The following is a 24,290-nucleotide window of genomic DNA, read 5'->3' as shown; positions in this document are numbered from 1 at the left end:
ACCCGCTCAGCTCAGCCGAGCGCCGGGTACAGCGCGGGCGTGGTGCGCGCCTTCGTCTCCTGCTCGAAGGCGTAGCCGAGGCCGATCAACGTGCTCTCGTCGAACGAGCGGCCGAGGAACTCGAGGTTCACGCCGGCGCCGGTGATCGTGCCGTCGGCCGCCGTCGCCTGCCCCATCGGGACGGTGATCGCCGGCATGCCCGTGTTCGGGCTCAGACGCATGTTCGTCGACTGCGTGCCGTACGGCGTACCCGACGGGTAGATGAGCGAGTCGAGGTCCTGGTCGTCGAGCATCTGCGTGACGAGCTGCTTGCCGGTGGCGAGCTGCGTCGTGTGCGAACCCGTCGGCCCGGCCCACGCCTGGTACTGCGCGTCGGTGATCAGGTCGCGGGACTCGTAGGTCGACTTGCGGCTCGGCACGTACTCGCCCGAGGCCAGGATGCCCTGCAGCGACCGGGCGGTCACGTCGGGGTCGAGGTGCTTCGCGACGTACTCGTCCAGGTCGTGCTTGAACTCGTTCGTGCTGCCGCTGCCCTCGGACAGGACCCGGTTGAACGCGGTCGTCGCGGTGATCGGGACGACGGTCGCGCCGGCGGCCTCGAGCTTCGCGACGGACGCGTCGAACAGCCGCTTGGTCGTGGCGTTCGTGCCGACCATGCTCGTGACGTAGCCGATGCGGGCACCCTCGAGCGAGTCGGCGTCGAGCGACGACGTGTACGAGGTGGGCACCTTGCCGGACTGCGCGCTCGTGACGGGGTCGGCCGCGTCCACACCGGTGACGGCGTCGAGCGCGACGGCCGCGTCGGTCACCGACCGGGCGATGGGCCCACCGGTGTCCTGCGTCAGCGCGAGCGGGATGATGCCGTCGCGGCTGGCCAGGCCGACCGTCGGACGGATACCGACGAGCTGGTTGTAGGTGGACGGGATGCGGATCGAGCCACCGGTGTCGGTGCCGAACCCGATGCCGGCCAGGTTCGCCGCGATCGCCGCACCGGTACCGCCGCTGGAGCCGCCGGCGGTCTGCGCCGTGTTGTACGGGCTGGCGACCAGCAACGACGAACCGGCGGGCTGGTTCGACGAGAACTCCGAGACGAAGCCGTAGGCGAACTCGTCGAGGCTGGCCTTGGCGAGGATCACCGCACCGGCACCGCGCAGGCCGGCGACCATCGTGGCGTCGGTGTCGGTCTGGTTGTCGTCCCAGCAGCCGCAGCCGCCCGTGGTCGGCATGTCCTTGGTGTCGTAGTTGTCCTTCACGGCGATCGGCACGCCGAGCAGCATGCTCGTCATGCCGTGCTCGGCCCGCTCGGCGTCCGCCGTCTTCGCCGCGGCGAGGGCCTCGGCGTTCGTCGTGACGATCGAGTTGAGCGCGCGACCGGTCGACGCGGTGTCGACCTTGGTGCGGTCGTACGCGGCGATGCGGTCGAGGTAGTCCTGCGTGATGGCGACCGAGGTGGTGACCCCGGCGTTCATGGCGGCCTGCATGTCGATGGTGGACGCCTCGACGAGCGTGAACGGGCCGTCGTCGTAGATCATCCGCTGGGACAGCGCCGCGAGGTCCGCGACGGTGATCGTGCCGTCGGCGTCGGTGTCCGCGGCGCTGACCGTCGCCCAGTCGTCACTGGCGCTCGTCGTGCCCAGGTGGTCGGTGAGCACCGCGAGGTCGGACTTCGTGACCTGGTCGTCGCCGGTCAGGTCGAGGTCCGTGTAGTACGGCGCGAGCATCGCGGCGGGGCTGGCGTCCACGGCCGCCGGAGCCGCTGCTGCCGTGATCGCCGGGGTCGCGGCGAGGACGGTGCCGACGAGGGCGATGAGCGAGGCGCCCGCGACGGCGGTGCGCTTCCGGCTGGTCGTGGGCGTTGCCGCGACCTGCTTGCTTGTGGCCGGCTTCTTGGCGGTCATTCGGCTGCTCCGGTGCGCTCGCGGCGGGCGCGGCGCGCACGCATGGTGATCAGGGTTCCGCCGGCGGCGAGGAGGGCCAGCGATGCGGCGATCCACGGGGCGACGTCGGCGCCGGTCCAGGCGAGTTCGCCGCCGGTCGGACGGTCGCCACCCGCTGCGGCCACGGCGGTGGCGCCGTTGGTCGGGTCGGAGGGGTCGCTCGGGCCGGCCGTGGCCGTCGGGTCGGGGTCGCCCGCGCCGGTGCCCGGGTCGGCCGTGGCGGTGGCGCCCGGGGTGGGCGTGGCCGTCGGGGTGGGCGTCGGCGTGGCCGTCGCCGCTGCAGCGATCGAGATCGAGGTGCTCGCCGGGTCGGTCAGGGTCGTCGAGGTGCCGTCGGAGCCGACGAGCGTGATGCTCGTGACCGCCAGGTCGACGCTGCCCGGCGCGGTCGGCGTCAGGCCGATCGAGGCAGCGAGGTCGCCGCTGAGCGCCGGGGAGGTCCCGAGGCGGGTGTGCACGACCGTCAGGGTGTCGCCGTCCTGCTCGACGCTGTCGAACCCGCCGTCGGGACCGGTGACGCTGTCGTCGACGTACGCCACGGAGTCCGCGTCGGCGTCGAGCGTGATCTCGTACGCGTAGACGTCGGTCGTCGCCGGGATCGTCAGGTCGACGTCGAACGCGGTGCCGACGGTCGCAGTGGTGGGGGCGTCGATGGTCGCGGTCGTCGCGGTCGGTGCTGCCTGTGCCGGTGCGGCGGTCAGGGCGGCGAGGCCGATCGCCCCGGCGGCGACGAGTGTCGAGGACACGATCGTCGCGCGGGGGCGCAGCCGGAGGCGGTGCTGCATGGGTGCAGGTCCTTCGGGAGGAGGTCGGGTGCTGAGCGGGTACTCAGTGATCCGAAAGCTAACGGTGCGCTGTTTCCGGCTCGGGCCCGGCACGTTTCCGCGCCGTTACGGCTCCGTCGCAGCGCTACTGTCGTGCCATGCCGCTCGACGTCGAAGCCCTGCTCACCCCGCCCTCCCCCGTCGCCGCACGGGCGTTGGACGCCGTCCGCACCTGGTCCTCCCCCGCGCTGGTGAACCACTGCCTGCGCTCGTGGGCGTGGGCGGTCCTGCTCGCCCCGACCGTCGACCTCGAGCCCGACCGCGAGCTGCTCTTCGTCGCCACGATGCTGCACGACCTCGGCGTGACACCGTCGTTCGACGCCCACGCCGTACCGTTCGAAGACGCCGGCGGCGCCGTGGGCTCCGTCTTCGCCCTCGGCGCCGGGTGGGACGCAGCCCGCGCTCGACGCGTCGGTGAGGTCATCGAGCGGCACATGTGGACCTCCGTCGACCCCGCGCTGGACGTGGAGGGGCACCTGCTCGAGGTCGCCACCTCGCTCGACGTCTCCGGTGCCGGGTTCTCCCGGTGGTCCACCGACGACCTGCACGCCGTCGCCACCGCACTGCCCCGCCTCGGGTTCTCCGGCTCGTTCGACGAACTGATCCACGCGCAGGCTTCGCGCAAGCCGGCCTCCGCCGCTGGACGACTCGACGGCTCCGGCAACGTGGCTGCCGGAGCCGCCCGTTGGGACGCGTTCCTGGCGTCCTGAGCCGTCTTTCCGGCCATCGCTGGACTTCTTCGCCTCGAGTGCGTATAGTTCTTGGTTGGTGCACTGCCGCGAACCCATCTGACTCGCGCACACCAACGTCTCGACACCGACTCACCCGAGTCGCATTCCAAGCGAGACCACCGCTCGATCCGAACGGATCAGCAGCACGTTGAAACTCGACGTGCGCGCCCCGCACTCGATGCGTCGCGCCGGACTGAGACGTCCGCCGACACCGAGTCGCCCTGGCGCCGAATGACCAGGAAGTACAGCACCATGACCAGCAACGAACGAATCACCGTGTTCGGGACCGCACTCGCGGCCCCGACGATCACCCCCGACCGCATCGCCGAGTTCCCCGTGCGTGACGACCGCTCGCAGCGCGAGTACCTCGTCCGCATCGCGGCCGACGACCTGCAGACCTTCGTCACCCGCGGCACCCGTCTGGACGCCGTCGGCGAGGCCGGCTGGACCGTCCCGGGCCGCTCCTGGGCGGGCGAGGCCAGCCGCACCCTGCTGCAGGCTCAGTCCGTGCAGGCGGGCGAGATGGCCCTCGCGGCCTAGGCTCCACCAGGACGAACGCGAAGCGCCGCCGGGCTATCCCGGCGGCGCTTCGTCGTGCGTGGTGCGTGGTGCGTGGTGCGTCAGTACTCGCCCTTCACGACGAAGAACGAGCCGCGGATCGTGCCGGCGAGCTTCGACTTCTGCCGTGCGAACTTGAACTTGTCGGCGAGCTCCTCGGGGACCTCCATGCCGTCGGAGAGCTTGAAGCCGACCGCGCGTTTGCCGCCCGGCTCCAGCGTGTAGAGCACGTTGATCGCGAGACCGGATTCGTAGAACACGTACGTCCATCGCACACCGTCGACGAGCGCTTCCGTGGCTTCGAGCGGTGGTGACGCGATGACCAGCCCGCGCTCCTCCTCGAGCACCCGGCGCACGGACTCGACGAGGTCCGGCACGTCAGCTGCGGCATGCGTGGTGAACACGTGGTCGTACTTGTTCGCGAAGTACCGCGCCTCGTTGGCCCGGAGCCCGGCGAGTGCATCGGCGACCGGCGAGGACTCCAGACCCACCGTGGTCACGTTCACGAAGTCGACGACGTACGACATGGGGGCCTCCTCGAGCGCTCGGACGAGCCGAATCTAGTCCACCGCGCACCTTCCCGAGCGAGCGCGAAGCATCTATAGTCGAGAGCTATAGAGGAGGTGCTCATGCGAGTCGAACGCGCAGCACAACTCATCCGCGCTGCCCGCGAGGACCTGGGCCTCTCACAGACCAGCCTCGCCGCCGCCGCCGGGATGCAGCAGCCGACCATCTCCGCGTACGAGAGCGGACGCAAGCAGCCGCGGCTCGAGTCGCTCCAGCGAATCCTCGCTGCTGCGCAAACGCGTCCGAGCATCCCTCTCGCCGTCTACGCCGACGCGATCCTCGACGAGGCGGAGCGGTTCCACCTCGAGAACGTTCGCGTCTTCGGTTCCACGCTCCGCGGGCAGGACACCGAGTACAGCGACATCGATCTGCTCGTGCACCTGACCCCTGCCGCATCCCTGTTCGACCTCGGCGGCTTCGCCCACGAGGTCGAGGCCATCACCGGCTTCGAGGTCGACGTGCTCACCGACGACCTCGAAGACGATGCGCACTTCGCGCACGTCCTCACCGAGGCCGTGCCACTGTGACTCCCGAGCACCGCTTCACGCCGCGTCCGCGCGCCGACGGAGACGCCGACGGCGCTGTCCGCGAGCGTTGGCCGTTGCTGCAGGACAGCTTCCACGACCTGCTCGCCGAGTGCTCCATGATCGTCGAGCGCGGTCGAGACGAGTTCGGAGCACCGCGCAGTCTGACCTACCGTGCAGCCGAGGCCGTCATCATCCACTTCGACGACCTGCTCGGACGTGTGCCCACGGGACGCGAAGCGCGATTGCCGTCCGACCTGTCCCTCGCCGCCGTCCGGAAGACCCGGAACATCCTGTCGCACGACTATCGCAAGGCGCGGAAGGAGATCGTCTGGGATGCGATCGAGCATCGGATCCCGGCTGTCATTCTCGCGCTGGTGGACTGAGTGCGCCAAGGGCGGGTGCCGTCCCATCGGTCGCGTTCGCCCTCGGCGAGGCTCTCGCTGATCCTGGCGACGCCCAGCATCAGACTCAGGCCGACCACGGCCGGATCTCCGGGATTGACGAGCATCGTCGGATCACGGGACGTCGGCTCCGGAGAAGTGCCCCTGCAGTGCAAATGACCGTCCATCGAAGCTGAGTCCATTCCAGGCTCGAGAGGACGGACCCGCTAGCTCACTTTTCGCCGAGGTCACCAGCATCTGACAGGTAATGGGGCGGCTGGGTAGGGAGCCCTCAACTCGTTGGACGTTCTCGCCACGCGCCGACGGCACTGGCAGCGGCTTCAAGTTCGGGACCGTACTCGGCCCACAGGTACGGCTGGATGCGCTTGATCCGATCAAAGCCGACTCGAACGTCTTCGTCGTCGATTCCCCACCCGCGGGTGTCTGCGGCGCGTGACGCGGAGCGGATCGCATCGGCGAGGTTCTGCGTCATGCGCATGGCGAGGTGATCGTCAGTGTCACTCAGCCAACCAACAGCCCTGATCAGCCAGGCGACGGTGGCTGTGACGGGTTCTGTCGACCCGCTGAGCGACCAGCGATCAAAGGACCGCAAATTATCTCGATGAATCAGGGTAGCGAGTGCAACAGGCAGTGAACTACGTAGCTCCGCCACGGCACGGTCGCGGGGGACGGATCGAGGCCCAAGTCGCCCTAGGTCCGCGTCCTTCACCGCTAACAGCGTCCCCGTGAGGACGTTCAGTCGCAGGCCACCCGCGCTGCGAGAGTCGATGCCCTCCACCGCCCTGAGCAATCCACTCGCACTCTCAGGGAACACTCCGACCAACGCGCGGAAGAAACTGTGCCCAGGACGCTGATGCTCAGAAGCCTGGCCAGTCACGAGCGATGTGATCCTAGATGCATCAACTCGGGTTCCTTGTTCCCTCGCCGCCACGAGAAAGTCGAGGAGTCCCGGAAAGGATCGATACCCGCTGGCGTCCTCCGAGTAGCGACGTTCGAGCCCGTTGACGTACTGCTCCACGATGACGTCGTCGAGGCGGCCCTCCACCCGAACGCCGAACGACGTGCCGGGAAGAGCGAGCGAAGGATTGGTTCGGAATACCGAGAGGAGGAGTTCGCGGTCTCCATCGTCGTACTCACCGACCTCTCGCCACAGGAGCGAGATGTGCGCTGCGTCCGACGAGCGGCCGACGATCTCGAGGAGCGAGTCTCGTCGCTGTCGCCGAAGGATGCCCTCTTGTCGTTCGAGAGTGGCAGCCTGGGACTTGTTCAGGAGAGCGTCGCGCTCCGCCTGCCGCGACCCGAGCCGCCACAAGAAGATCGGAATGAGTGCGGTGACAGCAATCGTGACGAGGCCCAGGAGCAGGGTCGGATCATCCCAGGACCACTTCGCGGCGAGATGCGCCCACCAGCTCGACAGCTCGGTACTCGCGCTCGGAACGAAGACGCTGCGGCCGAACGACATCGGTCAGGCAATCGAAGGACTGAGCAGAGCGCGTCCGTCCTTGATGACTCGCAGGTCCACCTCGGAGTTGGACGACAACAGGTCCGAGATGATCCGCTCCGACGCTTCCCTGTTGAGGTTCGTGGCGACGTAGAGCACCTCGCCGTCCTCAAGATCGACCGCCTTGGCACGGGTCCACTTGGGCAGGTCGTCTCGAAGGCTGACGATGTCAGGCATGACGGCCGCCCCGGGACCCGCGACCCGACTCACGGCTACGACCACGGCCCGGACCGCTGCTGCCCCAGGGAGGAGTTTCGAGAGCAGCTCGGGAGGGCAATCCGAGCCCTCGAGCGAGTACCGGGAGTAGCCCGTCTTCCCGCGCAGACGATCGAAGCGCCATTCGAGCTGTTTCGCCCGAGAGCGAACGTTGCCAAGGTCTGCGGTGAGCCGGATGTACTTCTCTCCGTGCAGCGACAGGAGGTCGTCGTCGAGCCGACGCACCCTGGTGACCGGCACCTCGTAGTCCATCAGGGAGCGCACCTGATCACTGTCGATCGAGAGCAGATCATCCTCGATCGCTTGGACGCTCGTGTACCCCACCGCGGATAGCAACTCGCGGGCGAAACGCATGCCGCTCTCGGAAGCCTCCTTGTCGCCCGGGAATTGGCGATGAAGAAGATCAGCAACCTCGGCGTCGGAGACACCGTCCGGCCCAGGTGGCGCGTTCTCGGATTCCGCACGGCCCTCGTCGAGGTTTACCGCTTCGTCGAGCTCCGGTTGGGGAGCCGAGGACGTTGGATGCGCCAGAATCCTGTCGATGGCAACAAAGGTTTCGTCGAGGGCGCGCCGAGCATCGGAGGCCGCGCCGAACAGTTGATCGATGGTCTCTCGATCCTGTTCCGTCACGGCATTGTAGGAACGTCCCTTGTAGCGGCGAGCGTGCTCGAACTCCGCCCAGGCGTGGGCAGCCACCGTTCGCAGCTGCACTTCCAGACCGCCGAACGTGTTGAAGTACCGACTCAGGTCGCCCCGCTCGATCAGCCAGCCAGACTCTGGCTGCTTCTCCCCCGTGATGACGATGTGCCAGCAGTCGTAGCCGCGGCGACGCTCGCTCTTCTCAAGACCCGGGTTGCGGTCTTCGCCCGGCTTCACGACGAAGCGGTCTTTGATGATCTCCGCAATCCGATCTCGATCGGTGATCGAGAACGTGATGACCCGTACTGCGACGGTGTCCGTGATCTCGCCGACAGGATCCTCGTACGGCTTCGCAGCTTTCCGCTGGAACGAGGCGATCGACTTTGCCCGTGCCGACACATCGTGCGGTTTTATCGTCTGCTCAGCAAGCAGGCGAACGAGGTACGCCTGGAACTCCGAAGCCGCACGGGGAAGCCAGTCCCAGTTCGTGTAATCGATCTCTACGCTCGCGGTCACGTATCTTCCCCCCAAGGAACGTTGCTCGAAATTGAGCATACCGATCGCTCGTCAAGCTTGAGGTCAGTTGTTGAAGCGGAACTCCACCACGTCGCCGTCCTGCATGACGTAGTCCTTGCCCTCGATCCGGGCCTTGCCGGCAGCGCGGGCCTCGGCGATGGAGCCGGTCTCGACCAGGTCGTCGAACGAGATGACCTCGGCCTTGATGAAGCCCTTCTCGAAGTCGGTGTGGATGACGCCGGCAGCCTGGGGAGCCTTCCAGCCCTTGCCGATCGTCCACGCACGGGCTTCCTTCGGACCGGCCGTCAGGTAGGTCTGCAGCCCGAGGGTGTCGAATCCGATGCGTGCGAGCTGGTCGAGTCCGGACTCGGACTGCCCGGTCGACTCGAGCAGTTCGGCGGCGTCGGCGGGGTCGAGGTCGATGAGCTCCGACTCGACCTGGGCGTCGAGGAAGACAGCCTGGGCCGGGGCGACGAGCGCGGCCAGCTCGGCCTTGCGGGCGTCGTCGGTCAGGATCGCCTCGTCGACGTTGAACACGAAGATGAAGGGCTTGGCGGACAGGAGTCCGAGCTCGGCGATCGGCGCGAGGTCGATCTTCGTCGCGGACAGCAGGGTGCCCTGCTCGAGCGCGGCACGGGCCTCGCGAGCCGTCTCGAGAACGATCGGCTCGGCCTGCTTGAGCTTCACGGTCTTCTCGTACCGCGGGAGCGCCTTGTCGATGGTCTCCATGTCGGCGAGGATCAGCTCGGTGTTGATGACCTCGAGGTCGTCCTTCGGGGAGACCTTGTTCGCCACGTGCACGACGTCGTCGTCGGTGAAGCCACGGACGACCTGCGCGATGGCGTCGGCCTCGCGGATGTTGGCGAGGAACTTGTTGCCGAGCCCCTCACCCTCGCTCGCACCCTTGACGATGCCGGCGATGTCGACGAACGATACCGGCGCGGGCACGGTCTTCTCCGAGTGGAAGAGCTCGGCGAGCTGGTCGAGCCGCGAGTCGGGCAGGTTCACCACCCCGACGTTCGGCTCGATCGTCGCGAACGGGTAGTTCGCGGCGAGGACCTGGTTCTTGGTCAGGGCGTTGAACAGGGTCGACTTGCCGACGTTCGGGAGACCGACGATTCCGATGGTGAGTGCCACGGGAGGTCAGCCTACCGGCGGCGACCTGTCGGAGCCGACCCGGGCCTCCAGTCCGTCCGTCAGTCCAGCGGTGGCGACCCGCCCAGCGTGATCAGCCACAGGATCGCGGCGAGGAGGCCACGGGCCGATCCGGTGGCCACGATCGCGACGGCGGCACCGGCCGCGAGGAGTGCGGCGGCCAACGCGACGGCACGCCGTGCGGTGTGCGGCACTGCGTCGACGCGCTCCGCCTGTGCCAGCAGCTCGTCCATGTCCTGCGGTTCCCCCATGCGCCGAACCTAGTCCGTCGGCATCCGGCGCCGTAGGGCCGTGATGCGCCGCTCGACGACGTCGAAGACATCGGCCTGCAGCCGCTGCGATCGCCGCCAGTCGCCCGGCACCTGCAGCGAGTGGTCGGTAGCGGCGACGGTCCGGAGGCGCGCCCTGGTCCCCGACGCGCGTTCCGGCCGCCACATGGTGTCGTCTCCACCCCCGATCGCGTCGTGCGCGTCGGTCGCGCGGGCGAGCGCTGCCGCGACGTCGTCGTGGGTGAGGACCGGCGTCAGCCAGACCCCGGGGACGTCGTTGCGGAGCGCCCAGGGCAGGGCGAAGCAGCCGAACGACTTCGCGACGACGAGGTCGGGCAGCCGGTCCCCCAGCGCCGAGGCGACAGCGGTCTCGACGAACCCGACCGGATCGACACCGGCAGCGTCGTCGACGTGCCAGCGTGGCGCGACGACCTCGCACCCGGCCGCGGCGGCGATCTCGCTCGTCCACCAGAGCAGCGGCGCCTGCTGCCCGTAGCCGGCACCGGCGAGCACCAGGACGAGCGGACGGCAGTCGGCATCGTTCCCCATGCGCTGAGAGTAGCCACACGCAACGCCGACGGGAACGGAGGGGGATGTCGGCACCCCGTGCGACGATCGGGACCGTGCCGTTGAACTTCACCGCGATCGACTTCGAGACCGCGAACAGCTCGCCCGCCAGTGCGTGCTCCGTCGGACTCGTCAAGGTCCGCGCGGGCCGGGTCGTCGACCGGGCATCGTGGTTCATCCGCCCGCCCCTCGGACACGACGCGTTCCTCGAGTGGAACACGCGGATCCACGGGATCGTCGCCGAGGACGTCGTCCGGGCGAAGACGTGGGAGCAGCAGTACCCCGACCTCGTCGCCTTCGCCGAGGGTGACGTGCTGGTGGCCCACAACGCCCGCTTCGACATGGGCGTCATCGCCGGTGGCTGCTCCGCGACGGGCATCGACCTGGCCGAGCACCACTCGCTTTGCTCCCTGGCGGTCGCCCGCAAGACCTACACGCTCGACTCGTACCGCCTGCCGGTCGCCGCGATGGCCGCCGGGTTCGAGGGGTTCCAGCACCACGACGCCGCCGCCGATGCCGAGGCATGTGCTGCGATCGTCATCCATGCTGCCGGCCACCATGGCACCGACACGGTCGAGGCCCTGGGTGCGGCGACCCGGGTGGCGATCGCCCCGGTCCGGGCCCGCGCCGAGAAGCCCAAGGCGTCGACGCCGCAGCCGCGGCTGTCAAACCGTCCGATGGTGTTCGCCGACTGACGCAACGCCCGCTGCGCGCGGCCGGGGTGCCACATTCCCGGTGGTATTGTCACGACAATGCCGTCGGCACCGACGCCGGCATCTCCGCACGTGTGAAGGACCGCGATGACCAACGAAGGCCAGCTGCCGTCCGACCTGTTCATGGACCTGGACCGGTCGGGTCCCATGCCCCTCTACTTCCAGGTGGCCTCGCGCATCGAGGAGTCGATCCGCTCCGGCGTGATGCCGCCCGGCGCCCGTCTCGAGAACGAGATCGCGCTCGGTGAGCGCCTCGGACTGTCCCGACCGACGATCCGTCGGGCGATCCAGGACCTCGTCGACAAGGGGCTGCTCGTCCGCCGCCGCGGCATCGGCACGCAGGTCGTACACGGCCCGGTGACCCGCAAGGTCGAGCTCACGAGCCTGTACGACGACCTGGCCCAGGGGTCGCAGGCGCCGGCGACGAAGCTCCTCGAGCGCAACGACGTGCCGGCTCCGGACGACGTCGCAGCCGCGCTGAGCGTCGAGCCCGGCACGACCGTCGCGCACATCCGCCGTGTGCGGTTCGCCGAGGACGTCCCGATGGCGATCCTCGAGAACTACCTGCCGCCGGAGTTCCTCGAGATCACCGACCAGGACCTGCAGGACCACGGGCTGTACCAGCTGCTCCGCGGTCGTGGTGTGACGATGCGGGTGGCGAAGCAGCGGATCGGCGCCCGCGCGGTCACCGACGAAGAGGCCGGTCTGCTCGAGATCGAGGACGGCGACCCCGTCCTGACGATGAGCCGCACCGCGTACGACGCCTCGGGCCGCGCGGTCGAGTACGGCGTGCACTGTTACCGCCCCGACCGCTACTCGTTCGAGGTCACCCTCGTCGACAAGTAGGAAGTCCGCGCGGTCCGCGTGACGTCGAGGTTCCACGAACCGCCGCGCGCGTGACGCCGAGGTTCCACGAACTGCCGCTGAACGCCTCGAGATGCCGAGATTTCGGAACCTCGGCGGGACGGGTCAGGCGCTCAGGCGAGGGAGGGCACGCCGAGCTCGCCGGTCACGTACTGCGCACGTCCGAAGCCGAACGACCAGTCCTGCGGGCCGTTCTCGACGTAGCCGATGAAGACGTCCTCGGAGGCGACACCGATCGCCGCCAGGGCGTCGTGGATGGCCGCGTACAGCGTCGTCTTCGCCTCGTCGGTGCGCCCGCGCTGCGTGAAGACCTGGATGACGATGACACCCTCGGTGCGCTCGAACCCCAGGCCGGCGTCCTCGGCGATGATCTGCTGCGCCGGGTGCTCGGTGATCACCTGGAACCGGTCGCGCACGGGGATCGCGTACACGTCGACGATGGCCTGCTGGATGGCGTCGGCGATGGCGCGCACCGCCTGCGGCGTGCGGCCGGTGGCGAGGTCGATACGGACGAGCGGCATGGTGCCTCCTGCAGTTCGGGACTTTGTCCTGACAAACTAACATGGATCGAGACCCAGCAACAGACGGACGGGAGGCGCGGTGCCAGCTGGCACCGCGCCTCCCGTCCGTCGTCCGCGACCGTCTAGAGCACGGGGGTCGCCGCCGCGTAGGTGAGCGGCCCGTCGACGCGCGCGACGTCGTGCCACGCACCGTCGGCGAGGGACGCCTCCGCCGCCTCGACGATGGACGCTGCGGCCAGTCCGTCGGCGACGGACGGGGCGAGCTGCTCCCCGCGACGGATGCTCGCGATGAACTGGGCGGCCTCGATCGTCTTCAGGTCGTCGTAGCCCATGGCCGTGCCGGCGCCGGGCTGGAAGCGCGCGAACTCGCCGTCGCCCGCGGCGACGTAGTGCGTGGCGTAGCCGTCCACCTCTTGGCCGTCGAGGTACACCTCGAGCTCGTTGAGACGCTGGAAGTCCCACCGCACCGACCCCTTGGTGCCGTAGATCTCGAGCGTGTACTCGGCGTGCGGTCCCCGCATGACACGACTCGAGTCCATGGTGCCGACGGCGCCGTCCTCGAAGCGGAAGAGCAGGGCGGCGTAGTCCTCGTTCTCGACGCTGCCCAGCGCACCGGTGGCTGCGGCGCTCCGGTCGACGATGCCCGCGGCCGGCTTCGGGCGCTCCTGGATGAAGGTCTCGGCGAGGGCGCTCACGCTGGCGATCCGACCGACGACGTACTGCGCCAGGTCGAGGCCGTGCGAGAGCAGGTCGCCGAGCACGCCCGAACCGGCACGCTCCCGCTCGAAGCGCCAGGTCAGCGGCGCCGCGGGGTCGGACGAGTAGTCGGCGAGCAACGAACCCCGCACGTTCGTGATCCGACCGAGGCGGCCGCTGCGGACGAGTTCGCGCGCCCGCTCGATCGCCGGCGCGTGCCGGTAGTTGAACCCGACGCTCGTGATGACGCCTGCGCGCTGCACGGCCTCGTGGATCTCGCGTGAGTCACTGGCGTAGCGGCCCATCGGCTTCTCGATCCAGAACGGCTTGCCTGCTTCGGCAGCAGCGACCGCCATCTCGCGGTGCAGGAAGTTCGGCGAGCAGATCGAGACGACGTCGACGGCCGGGTCGGCGAGGACCTCGTGGTAGTCGGCGACGGCCCGCTCGTAGCCCAGGCGGGTGACGGCCTGGTCGCGAGCGGCCTCGATCGGGTCGGCGGCGACGACGAGCCGGGGCTGCACGCCGAGCTCGGGGAAGTGGTCCGGCAGGGCGCGGTAGGCCCGCGAATGCAGCCGCCCCATCCAGCCGACCGAGATGAGGCCGACGCCGATGGTGTCCGGCGCGACGGTGTTCCCGGCGGTCATGCGGCGGGGACGATGATGTCGCGGACCAGGGCGTCGAGCTGCGCGTCGGCGTCGAGGAACTGGCGCAGGGTCGTCACCGTGGCGCCGAACCGGTCGAACTCGTCGATCGTCATGCCGTCGACGTCGTAGCCGCGCGCGAACTCAGGGGTCGCGGCGCGCAGGGCTGCGATGACGTCGACCGGCACCTCGTCGTCGATGGCGTCCGGACGGAACGGGAACGCGTTCGCGTTGATGTCCTTCGACCACTGGAACGGCGGCGAGACGACGAGGTCGCCGCCCTGGAACTCCGACCACTGCAGCGCGTTGCGGAAGGCGGCGACGAGCACGCGCGACCGGAAACCACGCTCCTGGAACACGCGGTAGGCGTTCTTCACCGCGGCGACGCCGGCCCACTCGAGGATGCCGGGGTCGACCAGGACGTGGTCGCGCTTGACGACGGTCTTCAGCCAGTCGTCGAACCGGCCGGCCATCAGCGTGACGACGTGGCCGAACTCCTGGTCGGGCAGCCCGTCGGCGGCACGACGGTCGAGCGCACGCTCGATGGCCTCGCCGACGGCCACGACCTGCGGCACCGTGAAGGACACGGTCGCGTTGATCGAGACACCGCGGTACGCGGCCTCCTCGATCGCGGCGATGCCGACCTTGGTGGCGGGGATCTTCACGATGATGTTCGGGGCGAGCTGCGAGAACCGCACCGCCTGCTCGACCAGGGCGTCGGCGTCACGGTGGAACCGCGGGTCGGTCTGCATCGACAGGCGGCCGTTGCGGCCGCCGGATGCCTCGAACGCGGGCAGCAGCTGCTCGGCCGCGGCGATGGAGAGCTCCTCGACGGCCTTCCAACCGATCCAGGACTCCCCCGCCGTCGGGTGCTCGGCGGCGATCTCGCGGATGCGCGGCACCCAGGTCTCCGGGTCCTGCTTGATGCACGTGTACGCGATCACCGGGTTGCAGGTCGCCCCGACGGCGCCGTACTCGTGGATCGCGGTCGACAGTTCGCGCGGGTCGGCGGAGTCGTTCCACAGGGCGGTCACGGCCTGCGACGCGGCCTGCAGCGTGACGGGTCGGGTGTCGGCGCCGGTGGGCGTCGTGGTCTCGAGGGTGTCGGTCATCGTGTGAGTCCCTTCTTGATCGTGTCGAGCTGGAAGCGCGAGACCTGGTCGGCGTTCTCGTCCTCCGCGAAGACGCTCGACACCGCGACGGTGTCCTCGCGCGCCGTGAAGCCGACCCGGTCGAGGGCGGCCCAGAAGGCGTCGAAGTCGACGTCCGCCTGCCCGACCGGCAGGTGCTGGTGCACCCGGACCGGGTTGCCGGGCGGGTTCGTGATGTAGCGCAGGCCGTGCGACCGGTGGTGGTCGTAGGCGTCGGCGACGTGCACGAGCTGCAGGGAGTCGCCCGCGGCGTCGATGATCTCGTCCATGTTGCCGCCGTAGTGGAACGTGTGGCAGGCGACGTAGACGAAGCCGATGCTCTTCGAGTTCAGGCCACGGATCACCCGGAGCGCCTCGAGTCCGTCCTCGACGAAGTCGTCGGGGTGCGGGTCGATCAGGACCCGGATGCCGGAGTCCTCGATGATCGGCAGCAGTTCCTCCATCGCCCAGTGGAACTGGTCCTCGGACTCCTCGGCGCGCTCGGGGCGGCCGGAGAACTCCGTGTTGATCGTGTCCACGCCGAGGCGCTTCGTGATCTCGATGACCCGCTTCCACTTCTTGACGGCGGCCTCGCGGGCCTCCTTGTCCGGACCGGCCCAGCGCAGGACGGGCAGGACCGATGCGACCTGCACCCCGGCCGTCGTGCACGCCGCGGCGAACGCGTCGACGAGGTCGTCGTCGGCCGTGGGGTGCCGGTAGAAGGGGATGAAGTCCTTGTGCGGGGTGAGCTGCAGGTACTCGTAGCCGAGGTCGGCGACCTTCTGCGGGAACTCCAGCAGCGACAGGTCGTGGTGGTAGGGCGTGGGGTCGAGTGCGATCTTCGGCATCGATCAGGCCGTCTCGTAGAAGGCGGGCTTCGCGGTCGCGTACGTGATCGGTTCGAGCGCACCGGACTGCTGCGCACGCACGGCGACCTCGGCGACGACCGACGCCGTGTACCCGTCCCAGGCGCTCGGCCCGTCGATCCCGCCGGCCCGCGCGGCGTCGACCCAGCGCTGCACCTCTTCGTCGTAGGCGGCACCGAAGCGCTCGACGAACGACGGGGTGACGCCCTGGCCGGAGACGCCCTGCGAAACGAGGTTCAACGAGGTCTCGCGGCCGATGTAGGCGACCCCGGACTCGAACACCGCATCGGTCGTGACCTGGTAGCCGAACTGGGCGTTCACGTTGATCTCGACGATCGCCATGGTGCCGGACTCGGTGGTGAACAGCACGAACTGCGGCTCGGGCAGGTCGGCCGGCGCGAGCGAGTTCTTGCGGGGCTTCTTCACCTCGACGCTCGTGATCGCCTCGCCCGTGATGAACGGGATGATGTCGATCTCGTGGATCACCGAGTCGTGGATGAGCATCGACTCGCTGAAGTTCGGCGGTGTGGTCGGGTTGCGGTGCGCGTGGTGCAGCGCGAGCAGGGCGCCGTTGGCACCGGACTCCCGCAGGGCACGCAGCTCCTGGTACCCCTTGTCGAAGCGGCGCATGAAGCCGACCTGGATCCTCGGGCGGTCGGCGTGCTGCTGCTCGAGCTCGACGATCCGCAGGGAGTCCTCGGCCGACGTGGTGAGCGGCTTCTCGCACAGGACGGCCAGGCCGCGCTCGAGCGCCGGCACCAGGACCGGCTCGTGCAGGAAGCCCGGCGTCGCGACGATGACGGCGTCGATCGGGGTGGCGTCGAGTGCGTCCTCGAACGACGCTGCGGTGATCGCACCGGGCGCCTTCGCCGCGGCGGCGGTCGCGCGGCCGCTGTCGGGGTCGACGATGGCGACGACGTCGGCGCCGGCGATGGTCGAGGTGATGCGACGGATGTGGTCGCTGCCCATGGCGCCCGCGCCGACGACGGCGACGCGGAGGTTGTCAGTGGTGCTCATGGCGGTGCTCCTGGGGTAGATGACGCTGCGTGGACGGCTGTCGGTGGCCGGTCAGGACACGCGGGCGGCGGACGTGGAACCGAAGATGTGCTGGAACGTGCGCTCGGCGATCGGGCCGGGGGCGTCGACCGAGCAGCCGTACATGTCCTGCTCGACGATGCCGAAGACGTCCGGGTTGATCTTCGCGACGGCCTCGATGATCGGGGCGAGTTCCGGGGTACCGTGCGGCGGCTCGGTCATGATGCCCTGCGACACGGCGGTGGCGAACGGCACGTCGTTCTTCAGCACGTCGAACAGCAGGTCGGTGTCGACCTGCTTGAGGTGCAGGTACCCGATGCGCTCCGGGTGCGCGGCGATGAGCTTGAGGTTGTCGCCGCCGTAGTACGCGAAGTGACCGGTGTCGAGGCAGAGGTTCGTGTACTCCGGGTTCGTCACCTCGAGGAACCGCACGGTCTCCTTGTAGGTGCCGACGTGGCTGTCGGCGTGCGTGTGGAACTGCTGGTGGACGCCGTACTCCTCGAGCAGCGCCTTGCCGAGCTGGTCGTGCCCCGTGCCGAGGCGGTCCCACTGCTCGTCGGTCAGGGTGCGCGACTCGAGCACCTCTTCCGTGGCGTCCGAGCGCCAGAGGTCCGGGATCGTCACGAGGTGCTGGGCGCCGAGCTTGGCCGCCAGACCCGCGACCGCCACGGCCTGGTCCCAGGCGCGCTGGAACTGGTCCTCGCCCTTGTGGAACCCGGTGAACACGGTGCCGGCGGAGAGCTTCAGCCCGCGCGACTCGAGCTCGTCCGACAGCTGCGACGGGTCGGTCGGCAGGTAGCCGTACGGTCCGAGCTCGATCCACTCGTACCCGGCGGCGGCCGCCTCGTCGAGGAAGCGCTCCCACGGGACCTGGTTCGGGTCGTCGGGGAACCAGACGCCCCACGAGTCGGGGGCGGTGCCGATCCGGATGGCGTCGGTTGCGGTGGCGGTGTCGGTCATGACGTCGTCGTCTGCTCTCTGGGTGTGGTGCGTGTGGTGGACGGTGGTGCTCAGCCGAGCAGCGGGCGCTGGGCGGCGACCTGCTGCTCGTACTCGGTGCGGGCGGTCTGCGTGCTCGACAGCGTCGAGGTCTGCGCGACCGGCACGTCCCACCAGCCGTCGCCCTCGGGGGCGTAGACCAGCGGGTCCGAGTTGATGTGCACGAGGGTGGTGTGGTCGTTCGCCTTCGCCTGACGCAGCGCGGCCTTGAGGTCCTCGATGCTGTCCGGGCCCGGCTGGACCTCGAGCACGTCGACGCCGTACGACCGCGCGTTCGCCGCGAGGTCGACGGGCAGCGGGTCGCCGTTGTCGAACGACTGCGTCTCGTCCAGGTAGCGGTACTTCGTGCCGTAGCGCTCGGACCCGACGGTCTCGGACAGGTGCCCGATCGACGCGTACCCGTGGTTCTGGATGAGCACCACGATGATCTTGATGCCCTCGGCCACGGCGGTGACGAGCTCGGTGTGCAGCATGAGGTAGCTGCCGTCGCCGACCATGACGATCGCGTCGCGGTCCGGGGCGCCACGACGGACGCCGATGCCGCCGGCGATCTCGTAGCCCATGCACGAGAACGCGTACTCGACGTGGTAGCCGAGGGCGTCCCGCACGCGCCAGAGCTTGTGCAGGTCGCCGGGCAGCGAGCCGGCCGCCTGGATGACGACGTCGCGCGGGTCGGACACCGACTGCACGGCGCCGATGATCTCCGGCTGGCCGGGCAGGTCCGCGCCGGACGGCGCGAACGCGCCGTCGACGGCTGCGTCCCACGCGGCCTTCAGCGACGCGATCTCCGCAGCGTAGGCGGCGTCGACGACGTACGCGGGCTCTGCGGGTGACGACCCGGTCGACGTGAGCGCCGCGGTCAACGCGACCAGGGCCTCCCGGGCATCCGCGATCAGCGGCAGCTGCGAACCGTGCTTGTAGGCGTCGAACGCGGCCACGTTGACGTTCACGAACGTGACGTCCGGGTTCTGGAACGCGGTCCGCGACGCGGTCGTGAAGTCGCTGTAGCGCGTCCCGATCCCGATCACGACGTCCGCCTGCGCGGCGACCGCGTTCGCCGCGGCCGTGCCGGTCGCGCCGATGCCACCCAGGGACTGCGGGTGGTCCCAGACGAGCGAGCCGCCGCCGGCCTGCGAGGTGCCGACCGGGATGCCGGTGGCCTCGACGAAGGCGGCGAGCTCGTGCTCCGCGCCGGAGTACAGCACGCCACCGCCCGCGACGATGACGGGGCGCTCCGCCGCCCGGATCGCGGCGACCGCACGCGCCAGCGGTCCGTGCTCGGGCAGCGGCCGACGGATGTGCCACTCGCGCGGCTGCAGGAACGCGACGGGGACGTCGAACTCCTCGGCCTGCACGTCCTCCGGCAGGGCGATCGTCACGGCACCGGTCTCGGCCGGGTCGGTCAGCACCCGCATCGCCGCGAGGGCGATCGAGAACAGCTGCTCGGGGCGCTCGACACGGTCGAAGTAGCGCGACAGCGGACGGAACGCGTCGGTCACCTGCAGGGAGGTGTCGTGCGGCAGTTCGATCTGCTGGAGCACCGGGTCGGTGGTCCGCGTCGCGAACGTGTCCGACGGCAGCAGCAGTGCGGGCAGGCGGTTCGTCGTCGCGAGCGCGGCGGCGGTGAGCATGTTCGCGGCACCCGGACCGACCGACGCCGTCGCGGCGAAGGTCGCACGGCGGCGGTGCATGCGGGCGAAGCCGACGGCCTCGTGCACCATCGCCTGCTCGTTGCGGGCCTGGTGGTACGGCAGCAGTCCGGGCTGCTCGACGTGGAGCTGCTTGATGGCCTGTCCGACGCCGGCGACGTTGCCGTGCCCGAAGATGCCGAAGATCCCCGGGATGGTGCGTTCGCGGACGTCGCCGTCGACGGTCCACTGGTTGGCCAGGAACTCGACGAGTGCCTGACCGACGGTCATCCGGCGCGTGGTGGTGGTCACGCCTGCTTCCTTTCGTAGGGCAGGCGCGGGTCGAGCTGCTCGCTCTCCCACACCTGGCGGACCCAGCCGTGCGCCGGGTCGTCGGTGATGTTCCAGACGCGCTCCGGGTCGGGCCCGGCCATCACGTTGAGGTAGTACATGTCGTAGCCCGGAGCGGCGACGGCGGGGCCGTGCCACCCGTGCGGGACGAGGGCGACGTCGCCGGTGCGGACTTCGCGGAACTCGTCGATCGGACGGTCGTCCGAGGCGTAGGTCCGGTGCAGCGCGAACGGATCGGCGGTGGCCGGCGCGGAGAGGCCGCGTGCGACCGCGGACTCGTAGTAGTAGATCTCCTCGAGGTTCGACTCCTCGCCGGGCACGTTCGTGTCGTGCTTGTGCGGCGGGTACGACGACCAGTTGCCGGCCGGCGTGATCACCTCGCACACGATGAACTTGTCCGCGTCGAGGGCGGCCGGGGTGCCGAAGTTGTGCACCTGGCGGCTGGACTGCCCGGCACCGCGGAGCTCGACCGGCACGTCCTGCCGGGCCACGTAGGTGGTCGGCTTGACGGTGTCCGTGGGCGCCTCGGCGACCGCGAACCGGCCGCTGCCGGTGATCGTCGCCGCGGTGCCGGACCCCAGGTACAGGACGTCGGTGGGACCCTCGAACACGCTCGCGCGCCCCTGCAGGACCTGCTCGCCGTCACCGGCGTCGCCCGCGTAGGTCACGTGGAACGCCCCGGCGAGCGGCACGACGATGCGCTCCACGGCGTCGGCCGGGAGGCGCAGCTCGCGTGTGCCGGTCGGGTCGCTGTCCGTCAGGGTGCCGGTCCGGAGCCCGGTGTGCGTCCATCCTGCGATGCGACCGTCGATGACGTCGGTCCAGCCCGCCTCGGGCCGGGAGCCCGCCGGGATGAACCACTGGTCGTGCTCGTGCTGTTCGTTCGCCATGCTGCGGGTCAGTTGTTCGACGGGAAGCCGAGGTTGATGCCGCCGTGCGACGGGTCGAGCCAACGGCTCGTGATCGCCTTCTGGCGGGTGAAGAAGCTCACGCCGTCGGCGCCGTACGCCTTGTGGTCACCGAACAGCGAGTTCTTCCAGCCGCCGAACGAGTAGTACGCGACCGGCACGGGGATCGGGACGTTGATGCCGATCATGCCGACCTGCACGTCGCGCTGGAAGCGACGGGCGGCGCCGCCGTCGTTGGTGAAGATGGCGGTCCCGTTGCCGTACGCACCGGAGTTGATGAGCTCGAGGCCCTCTTCGTACGTGGCGACGCGGACGACGCTCAGCACCGGGCCGAAGATCTCCTCGGTGTAGACGCGGCTCGTGGTGGGGACCTGGTCGATCAGCGTCGGGCCCAGCCAGAAGCCGTTCTCGTCGCCGTCGGGTCGGACGGTGCGGCCGTCCACCACAACCACCGCACCGTCCTGCTCTGCGACCTCGATGTACGAGGCGACCTTGTCACGGTGCTGCTTCGTGACGAGCGGGCCCATGTCGCACCCGCGACGACCGTCGCCGATGCGCAGGGTCGCCGCGCGGTCCGTGATCTTCTGGATGAGCTCGTCGGCCACCGGCTCGACGGCGACGACGACCGAGATCGCCATGCAGCGCTCACCGGCGGAGCCGAAGCCCGCGTTGATGGCGTTGTCCGCGACCAGGTCGAGGTCGGCGTCCGGCAGCACGAGCATGTGGTTCTTCGCGCCGCCGAGGGCCTGCACGCGCTTGCCGTGCTTCGTGCCGGTCTCGTAGACGTACTGCGCGATCGGCGTGGAACCGACGAACGAGATCGACTCGACGTCCGGGCTGGTCAGCAGCCCGTCGACCGAGAGCTTGTCGCCGTTGAGCACGTTGAAGACGCCGTCGGGCAGACCGGCCTCGGTGAACTTCTCGGCGAGCCAGATGGCGGCGCTCGGGTCCTTCTCGGACGGCTTCAGCACGACGGTGTTGCCCGCGGCGATCGCGATCGGCAGGAACCACAGCGGCACCATCGCCGGGAAGTTGAACGGGCTGATGATGCCCACGACACCGAGCGGCTGCCGGATCGAGTAGACGTCGATGCCGGTCGAGACCTGGTCGGAGAACTCGCCCTTCATCAGGCTCGGGATGTTCGTGGCGAGCTCCACGACCTCCTGCCCACGGGCGATCTCGCCCAGGGCGTCGTCGATGACCTTGCCGTGCTCGCTCGTGATGATCTCGGCGAGCTCGCCCTTGTCGCGGTTCAGGATCTCGCGGAACGAGAAGAGGATCTGCTGGCGCTTGGTGAGCGACAGGTTGCTCCACGCCGGGAACGCCGCCTTGGCACTCGCGATGGCGGCCTGGATCTCGTCCTCGTTCGCCAGGGCGACCTGCTTCGTCGCGACGCCCAGTGCCGGGTCGTACACGGGGGCGCTGTTGCCCGACGCGGACTCGACGTGCTTGCCGCCGATCCAGTGGCCGACGGTGGTGGTGGCGGTCTCCGTGGTGGTCATGCGTTGCTTCCTTCGAGTGTGGTGGTTGCTGCGTGCGTGGCGCCGGCGCTGCCGGTGTGGACGAGACCCGCGGCCACGTCGACCGCGGTGGCGACGTCGCCGTCCGGCGGGTAGAGCAGGGTGCGGCCGACGACCAGGCCGCGCACGCCGGGGAGCGCGAGGGCGTCGGCCCACTTGGCGTAGGTCTCGAGCGGCTTGCTCGACGGGTCGCCCCCGAGCAGGAGCGTCGGCAGCGTCGTCGCCGCCATCACCCGCTCCATGTCGTCGACGACCGGGATCTTGAGCCAGCTGTAGGCGCTGGACTCGCCCAGGCCCGCGGCGATCGCCATCGAGGTGATGACGGCGTCGGCGGTCAGGTCGTTCACGACCCGGCCGTCCTGCCACGCGGACATGAACGGCTCGAGCATGATCGGCAGCTGGAGTGCGGCGGCCTCGCTGACCGCACGGGCCGTGGCCTCGAGCGTCGGTGCGGTGCCCGCGTCCTCGAGGGCGATGCGGACGAGGAGCTTGGCGAAGTCGAGTCCGGAGTCCTTGATGGCCTGTGCCGAGTACGCCGTGTAGCGGTCGTCCATCTCGAACGTCGCCCCGCGCAGCCCGCCGCGGTTCATCGACCCGACGACGACCTTGCCGTCGAGGGCGCCGAGCAGTGCCAGGTCCTCGAGGATGTCGGGCGTGCCGAGCACCCCGTCGACGCCGGGGCGGCCGAGCGCCGTGACGAGCCGCTCGAGCAGGTCGTAGCGGTCGGCCATGGCGGACTCGTCGTTCCGGACCGCCAGGGCACCGCGTGCCGGGTGGTCGGCGGCGACGATGAAGAGCTTGCCGTCGTCGGCGAGCAGGGAGCGCTTGTGCCGAGCGTCGAGCACGGACCGCACCAGTTCGGGCTGTCCGGCGCGGATGTCCCGGAGGCGCTGGAAGTCAGCGGGGCTGATCTCAGGCATGGGTCTTCTCCTCGGTGTTGGTCGCACCCGTGCTCGTGTGGTTCGTGCCGTCGGCGGGGTTGCTGGCGATGAACGACTCGATCTCGTCGCTCGTGGGCATGGCCGTCGAGCACTCGAACCGTGTCGCGACGATGGCGCCGGCGGCGTTGCAGAACGCGAGGATCCGCTCGAGGCCCCAGCCCTGCAGCAGGCCGTGGGTCAGCGCGCCGCCGAAGCCGTCACCGGAGCCGAGCCCGTTGACGACGTCGATGTGGTGCGGGCGGAACTCGACGAACTCGTCGCGGGTCTTCGCCAACACGCCCTTGGGGCCCTGCTTGACGATGGCGATCTCGACCCCGCGCTCGAGCAGGGCGTCGGCCGCGCGGACCGGGTCGGTCTCGCCGACGGCGACCTCGCACTCCTCGCGGTTGCCGACGGCGACCGTGGCGTGCTCGAGGGCGACGGCGACCTTGCGCGTCGCGGCCTCGGGGCTCGACCAGAACACCGAGCGGTAGTCCAGGTCCAACACGGTGTGCAGTGCTGTCGGGGCGTCGGCGGCGCTCCGCGCCTGGAACGCGGTGTGGTGTGCGCTGCGGCTCGGCTCTTCGCTCAAGCCGGTCACCGTCGTCCAGAAGATCTTCGCCCGCTCGATCTCGTGCAGCGGCAGGGACTTCGCCGTGATCATCAGGTCCGGTGCCTTCGGGGCCCGGTAGAAGTACAGCGGGAAGTCGTCCGGCGGGAAGATCTCGCAGAACGCGACGGGGGTGTTCAGCCCGTCGACCGTCTCGACGAAGGCGTTCGCGACGCCGAACTCCGGCAGGGTGCGGGCGATGTACCGGCCGAACGGGTCGTTGCCGGTGCGGGTGATGACCGCTGCGTCGGCACCGTGGCGGGCCGCGGCGATGGCGACGTTGGTCGCGCTGCCGCCGACGGACTTCGAGAACGTCGTGACGTCTTCGAGCGGGCCGGTCTGCTGCGGGTAGATGTCGACGCTGACGCGTCCCATCGTGATCACGTCGTAGGCGTGGGGAGCTTGGTTCGTCATGCGACGCGGTGGACCTTCCGTGCGGCTTCATCGGCGGACGTTCACGACTGTACACCCTGTTTGCCC

At 69.5% G+C, this 24,290-nt stretch carries 25 protein-coding genes; 6 read left to right on the top strand and 19 right to left on the bottom strand.

Annotated elements, in window-relative coordinates; genetic code table 11:
- Positions 1 to 11: 11 nt before the first annotated feature.
- Both KZI27_RS06125 and KZI27_RS06120 read right to left on the bottom strand, forming a co-directional pair.
- On the bottom strand, positions 12 to 1,898 hold the full coding sequence (locus KZI27_RS06125; protein WP_222659941.1) for an amidase family protein: 1,887 nt from the start codon (positions 1,896 to 1,898) through the stop codon (positions 12 to 14).
- Positions 1,895 to 2,722, bottom strand: coding sequence for a hypothetical protein (locus KZI27_RS06120; RefSeq protein ID WP_222659939.1), 828 nt, complete (start codon positions 2,720 to 2,722; stop codon positions 1,895 to 1,897). Before KZI27_RS06120 ends, KZI27_RS06125 begins: the two co-directional genes overlap by 4 nt.
- A gap of 137 nt (positions 2,723 to 2,859) precedes the next feature.
- Here KZI27_RS06120 and KZI27_RS06115 point away from each other — a divergent pair, with 137 nt between their 5' ends.
- Both KZI27_RS06115 and KZI27_RS06110 read left to right on the top strand, forming a co-directional pair.
- Positions 2,860 to 3,471, top strand: coding sequence for an HD domain-containing protein (locus tag KZI27_RS06115; protein ID WP_222659936.1), 612 nt, complete (start codon positions 2,860 to 2,862; stop codon positions 3,469 to 3,471).
- A 273-nt stretch (positions 3,472 to 3,744) separates the two neighbouring features.
- On the top strand, positions 3,745 to 4,032 hold the full coding sequence (locus KZI27_RS06110) for a hypothetical protein (RefSeq protein ID WP_131845315.1): 288 nt from the start codon (positions 3,745 to 3,747) through the stop codon (positions 4,030 to 4,032).
- A gap of 80 nt (positions 4,033 to 4,112) precedes the next feature.
- Here the strand turns inward: KZI27_RS06110 and KZI27_RS06105 are convergent, their stop codons facing one another.
- Positions 4,113 to 4,577, bottom strand: coding sequence for a phage tail protein (locus KZI27_RS06105; RefSeq protein ID WP_222659934.1), 465 nt, complete (start codon positions 4,575 to 4,577; stop codon positions 4,113 to 4,115).
- A gap of 102 nt (positions 4,578 to 4,679) precedes the next feature.
- Between KZI27_RS06105 and KZI27_RS06100 the strand changes: the two genes are divergently transcribed.
- Together KZI27_RS06100 and KZI27_RS06095 are read left to right on the top strand one after the other, a co-directional pair.
- Positions 4,680 to 5,144: an XRE family transcriptional regulator gene (locus KZI27_RS06100; protein WP_222659932.1), complete on the top strand. Its 465-nt coding sequence runs from the start codon at positions 4,680 to 4,682 to the stop codon at positions 5,142 to 5,144.
- 116 nt (positions 5,145 to 5,260) lie between these two features.
- Positions 5,261 to 5,527, top strand: coding sequence for a HepT-like ribonuclease domain-containing protein (locus KZI27_RS06095; RefSeq protein ID WP_222659930.1), 267 nt, complete (start codon positions 5,261 to 5,263; stop codon positions 5,525 to 5,527).
- Positions 5,528 to 5,816: 289 nt separating this feature from the next.
- Here KZI27_RS06095 and KZI27_RS06090 read toward each other — a convergent pair whose 3' ends face one another.
- The 5 genes from KZI27_RS06090 to KZI27_RS06070 are packed head-to-tail and all read right to left on the bottom strand — an operon-like array spanning position 5,817 to position 10,390.
- Complete coding sequence (locus KZI27_RS06090; protein ID WP_261784113.1) at positions 5,817 to 7,007, bottom strand: hypothetical protein; 1,191 nt, start codon at positions 7,005 to 7,007, stop codon at positions 5,817 to 5,819.
- A 3-nt stretch (positions 7,008 to 7,010) separates the two neighbouring features.
- The gene (locus tag KZI27_RS06085) at positions 7,011 to 8,456 is read right to left on the bottom strand and encodes a GTP pyrophosphokinase family protein (protein ID WP_222659928.1); all 1,446 of its coding nucleotides are present in this window, start codon (positions 8,454 to 8,456) and stop codon (positions 7,011 to 7,013) included.
- Positions 8,457 to 8,480: 24 nt separating this feature from the next.
- Positions 8,481 to 9,554 (bottom strand): redox-regulated ATPase YchF, encoded by a 1,074-nt coding sequence (gene ychF / locus KZI27_RS06080; RefSeq protein WP_222659927.1) that lies wholly within the window; start codon positions 9,552 to 9,554, stop codon positions 8,481 to 8,483.
- Between the two features lie 59 nt (positions 9,555 to 9,613).
- Positions 9,614 to 9,823 (bottom strand): hypothetical protein, encoded by a 210-nt coding sequence (locus KZI27_RS06075; protein ID WP_222659925.1) that lies wholly within the window; start codon positions 9,821 to 9,823, stop codon positions 9,614 to 9,616.
- Positions 9,824 to 9,832: 9 nt separating this feature from the next.
- A complete protein-coding gene (locus KZI27_RS06070; RefSeq protein ID WP_222659923.1) occupies positions 9,833 to 10,390 on the bottom strand; it encodes a hypothetical protein in 558 nt (185 codons plus the stop codon).
- A 44-nt stretch (positions 10,391 to 10,434) separates the two neighbouring features.
- Between KZI27_RS06070 and KZI27_RS06065 the strand changes: the two genes are divergently transcribed.
- Together KZI27_RS06065 and KZI27_RS06060 are read left to right on the top strand one after the other, a co-directional pair.
- Positions 10,435 to 11,103, top strand: coding sequence for an exonuclease domain-containing protein (locus tag KZI27_RS06065; RefSeq protein WP_222659921.1), 669 nt, complete (start codon positions 10,435 to 10,437; stop codon positions 11,101 to 11,103).
- Positions 11,104 to 11,208: 105 nt separating this feature from the next.
- Entirely contained in the window at positions 11,209 to 11,967 is a 759-nt protein-coding gene (locus KZI27_RS06060) for a GntR family transcriptional regulator (RefSeq protein WP_123313299.1), read from the top strand.
- Between the two features lie 131 nt (positions 11,968 to 12,098).
- On the opposite strand, the gene KZI27_RS06055 is transcribed toward KZI27_RS06060, so the two are convergent.
- The 11 genes from KZI27_RS06055 to iolC all read right to left on the bottom strand — a co-directional run bounded on the left by KZI27_RS06055 (position 12,099) and on the right by iolC (position 24,224).
- The gene (locus KZI27_RS06055; RefSeq protein WP_222659920.1) at positions 12,099 to 12,506 is read right to left on the bottom strand and encodes a tautomerase family protein; all 408 of its coding nucleotides are present in this window, start codon (positions 12,504 to 12,506) and stop codon (positions 12,099 to 12,101) included.
- Positions 12,507 to 12,628: 122 nt separating this feature from the next.
- Positions 12,629 to 13,846 (bottom strand): Gfo/Idh/MocA family protein, encoded by a 1,218-nt coding sequence (locus KZI27_RS06050; protein ID WP_222659918.1) that lies wholly within the window; start codon positions 13,844 to 13,846, stop codon positions 12,629 to 12,631.
- Entirely contained in the window at positions 13,843 to 14,955 is a 1,113-nt protein-coding gene (locus KZI27_RS06045) for a transaldolase family protein (protein WP_222659916.1), read from the bottom strand. Before KZI27_RS06045 ends, KZI27_RS06050 begins: the two co-directional genes overlap by 4 nt.
- Complete coding sequence (locus KZI27_RS06040) at positions 14,952 to 15,821, bottom strand: sugar phosphate isomerase/epimerase family protein (protein WP_111084937.1); 870 nt, start codon at positions 15,819 to 15,821, stop codon at positions 14,952 to 14,954. The genes KZI27_RS06045 and KZI27_RS06040 overlap by 4 nt, the downstream gene beginning before the upstream one ends.
- A 3-nt stretch (positions 15,822 to 15,824) precedes the next feature.
- Positions 15,825 to 16,856: a Gfo/Idh/MocA family protein gene (locus tag KZI27_RS06035; RefSeq protein WP_222659914.1), complete on the bottom strand. Its 1,032-nt coding sequence runs from the start codon at positions 16,854 to 16,856 to the stop codon at positions 15,825 to 15,827.
- Between the two features lie 51 nt (positions 16,857 to 16,907).
- A complete protein-coding gene (locus KZI27_RS06030) occupies positions 16,908 to 17,834 on the bottom strand; it encodes a sugar phosphate isomerase/epimerase family protein (protein ID WP_222659912.1) in 927 nt (308 codons plus the stop codon).
- 50 nt (positions 17,835 to 17,884) lie between these two features.
- A complete protein-coding gene (iolD, locus tag KZI27_RS06025; protein WP_222661207.1) occupies positions 17,885 to 19,792 on the bottom strand; it encodes a 3D-(3,5/4)-trihydroxycyclohexane-1,2-dione acylhydrolase (decyclizing) in 1,908 nt (635 codons plus the stop codon).
- 17 nt (positions 19,793 to 19,809) lie between these two features.
- The gene (iolB, locus tag KZI27_RS06020) at positions 19,810 to 20,742 is read right to left on the bottom strand and encodes a 5-deoxy-glucuronate isomerase (RefSeq protein WP_222659910.1); all 933 of its coding nucleotides are present in this window, start codon (positions 20,740 to 20,742) and stop codon (positions 19,810 to 19,812) included.
- Positions 20,743 to 20,750: 8 nt separating this feature from the next.
- Positions 20,751 to 22,262 carry a CoA-acylating methylmalonate-semialdehyde dehydrogenase gene (locus KZI27_RS06015; protein ID WP_222659909.1) on the bottom strand — a complete coding sequence of 504 codons (1,512 nt, stop codon included), beginning with the start codon at positions 22,260 to 22,262 and terminating at the stop codon, positions 20,751 to 20,753.
- The gene (locus KZI27_RS06010) at positions 22,259 to 23,200 is read right to left on the bottom strand and encodes a class I fructose-bisphosphate aldolase (RefSeq protein ID WP_222659907.1); all 942 of its coding nucleotides are present in this window, start codon (positions 23,198 to 23,200) and stop codon (positions 22,259 to 22,261) included. The genes KZI27_RS06015 and KZI27_RS06010 overlap by 4 nt, the downstream gene beginning before the upstream one ends.
- A complete protein-coding gene (gene iolC, locus KZI27_RS06005; protein WP_222659905.1) occupies positions 23,193 to 24,224 on the bottom strand; it encodes a 5-dehydro-2-deoxygluconokinase in 1,032 nt (343 codons plus the stop codon). Before iolC ends, KZI27_RS06010 begins: the two co-directional genes overlap by 8 nt.
- Between the last annotated feature and the right edge of the window lie 66 nt (positions 24,225 to 24,290).

This window comes from Curtobacterium sp. TC1 (genome assembly GCF_019844075.1).
Lineage (GTDB): Bacteria > Actinomycetota > Actinomycetes > Actinomycetales > Microbacteriaceae > Curtobacterium.
This window is presented reverse-complemented; position numbering and strand designations above follow the sequence as displayed.

What these genes read in the sequence shown, in the direction of transcription:
- KZI27_RS06125 (WP_222659941.1), bottom strand. Translation starts at nt 1,898, where the DNA reads ATGACCGCCAAGAAGCCGGCCACAAGCAAGCAGGTCGCGGCAACGCCC.
- KZI27_RS06120 (WP_222659939.1), bottom strand. Translation starts at nt 2,722, where the DNA reads ATGCAGCACCGCCTCCGGCTGCGCCCCCGCGCGACGATCGTGTCCTCG.
- KZI27_RS06115 (WP_222659936.1), top strand. Translation starts at nt 2,860, where the DNA reads ATGCCGCTCGACGTCGAAGCCCTGCTCACCCCGCCCTCCCCCGTCGCC.
- KZI27_RS06110 (WP_131845315.1), top strand. Translation starts at nt 3,745, where the DNA reads ATGACCAGCAACGAACGAATCACCGTGTTCGGGACCGCACTCGCGGCC.
- KZI27_RS06105 (WP_222659934.1), bottom strand. Translation starts at nt 4,577, where the DNA reads ATGTCGTACGTCGTCGACTTCGTGAACGTGACCACGGTGGGTCTGGAG.
- KZI27_RS06100 (WP_222659932.1), top strand. Translation starts at nt 4,680, where the DNA reads ATGCGAGTCGAACGCGCAGCACAACTCATCCGCGCTGCCCGCGAGGAC.
- KZI27_RS06095 (WP_222659930.1), top strand. Translation starts at nt 5,261, where the DNA reads ATGATCGTCGAGCGCGGTCGAGACGAGTTCGGAGCACCGCGCAGTCTG.
- KZI27_RS06090 (WP_261784113.1), bottom strand. Translation starts at nt 7,007, where the DNA reads ATGTCGTTCGGCCGCAGCGTCTTCGTTCCGAGCGCGAGTACCGAGCTG.
- KZI27_RS06085 (WP_222659928.1), bottom strand. Translation starts at nt 8,456, where the DNA reads ATGCTCAATTTCGAGCAACGTTCCTTGGGGGGAAGATACGTGACCGCG.
- KZI27_RS06075 (WP_222659925.1), bottom strand. Translation starts at nt 9,823, where the DNA reads ATGGGGGAACCGCAGGACATGGACGAGCTGCTGGCACAGGCGGAGCGC.
- KZI27_RS06070 (WP_222659923.1), bottom strand. Translation starts at nt 10,390, where the DNA reads ATGGGGAACGATGCCGACTGCCGTCCGCTCGTCCTGGTGCTCGCCGGT.
- KZI27_RS06065 (WP_222659921.1), top strand. Translation starts at nt 10,435, where the DNA reads ATGTCGGCACCCCGTGCGACGATCGGGACCGTGCCGTTGAACTTCACC.
- KZI27_RS06060 (WP_123313299.1), top strand. Translation starts at nt 11,209, where the DNA reads ATGACCAACGAAGGCCAGCTGCCGTCCGACCTGTTCATGGACCTGGAC.
- KZI27_RS06055 (WP_222659920.1), bottom strand. Translation starts at nt 12,506, where the DNA reads ATGCCGCTCGTCCGTATCGACCTCGCCACCGGCCGCACGCCGCAGGCG.
- KZI27_RS06050 (WP_222659918.1), bottom strand. Translation starts at nt 13,846, where the DNA reads ATGACCGCCGGGAACACCGTCGCGCCGGACACCATCGGCGTCGGCCTC.
- KZI27_RS06045 (WP_222659916.1), bottom strand. Translation starts at nt 14,955, where the DNA reads ATGACCGACACCCTCGAGACCACGACGCCCACCGGCGCCGACACCCGA.
- KZI27_RS06040 (WP_111084937.1), bottom strand. Translation starts at nt 15,821, where the DNA reads ATGCCGAAGATCGCACTCGACCCCACGCCCTACCACCACGACCTGTCG.
- KZI27_RS06035 (WP_222659914.1), bottom strand. Translation starts at nt 16,856, where the DNA reads ATGAGCACCACTGACAACCTCCGCGTCGCCGTCGTCGGCGCGGGCGCC.
- KZI27_RS06030 (WP_222659912.1), bottom strand. Translation starts at nt 17,834, where the DNA reads ATGACCGACACCGCCACCGCAACCGACGCCATCCGGATCGGCACCGCC.
- iolD (WP_222661207.1), bottom strand. Translation starts at nt 19,792, where the DNA reads ATGACCGTCGGTCAGGCACTCGTCGAGTTCCTGGCCAACCAGTGGACC.
- iolB (WP_222659910.1), bottom strand. Translation starts at nt 20,742, where the DNA reads ATGGCGAACGAACAGCACGAGCACGACCAGTGGTTCATCCCGGCGGGC.
- KZI27_RS06015 (WP_222659909.1), bottom strand. Translation starts at nt 22,262, where the DNA reads ATGACCACCACGGAGACCGCCACCACCACCGTCGGCCACTGGATCGGC.
- KZI27_RS06010 (WP_222659907.1), bottom strand. Translation starts at nt 23,200, where the DNA reads ATGCCTGAGATCAGCCCCGCTGACTTCCAGCGCCTCCGGGACATCCGC.
- iolC (WP_222659905.1), bottom strand. Translation starts at nt 24,224, where the DNA reads ATGACGAACCAAGCTCCCCACGCCTACGACGTGATCACGATGGGACGC.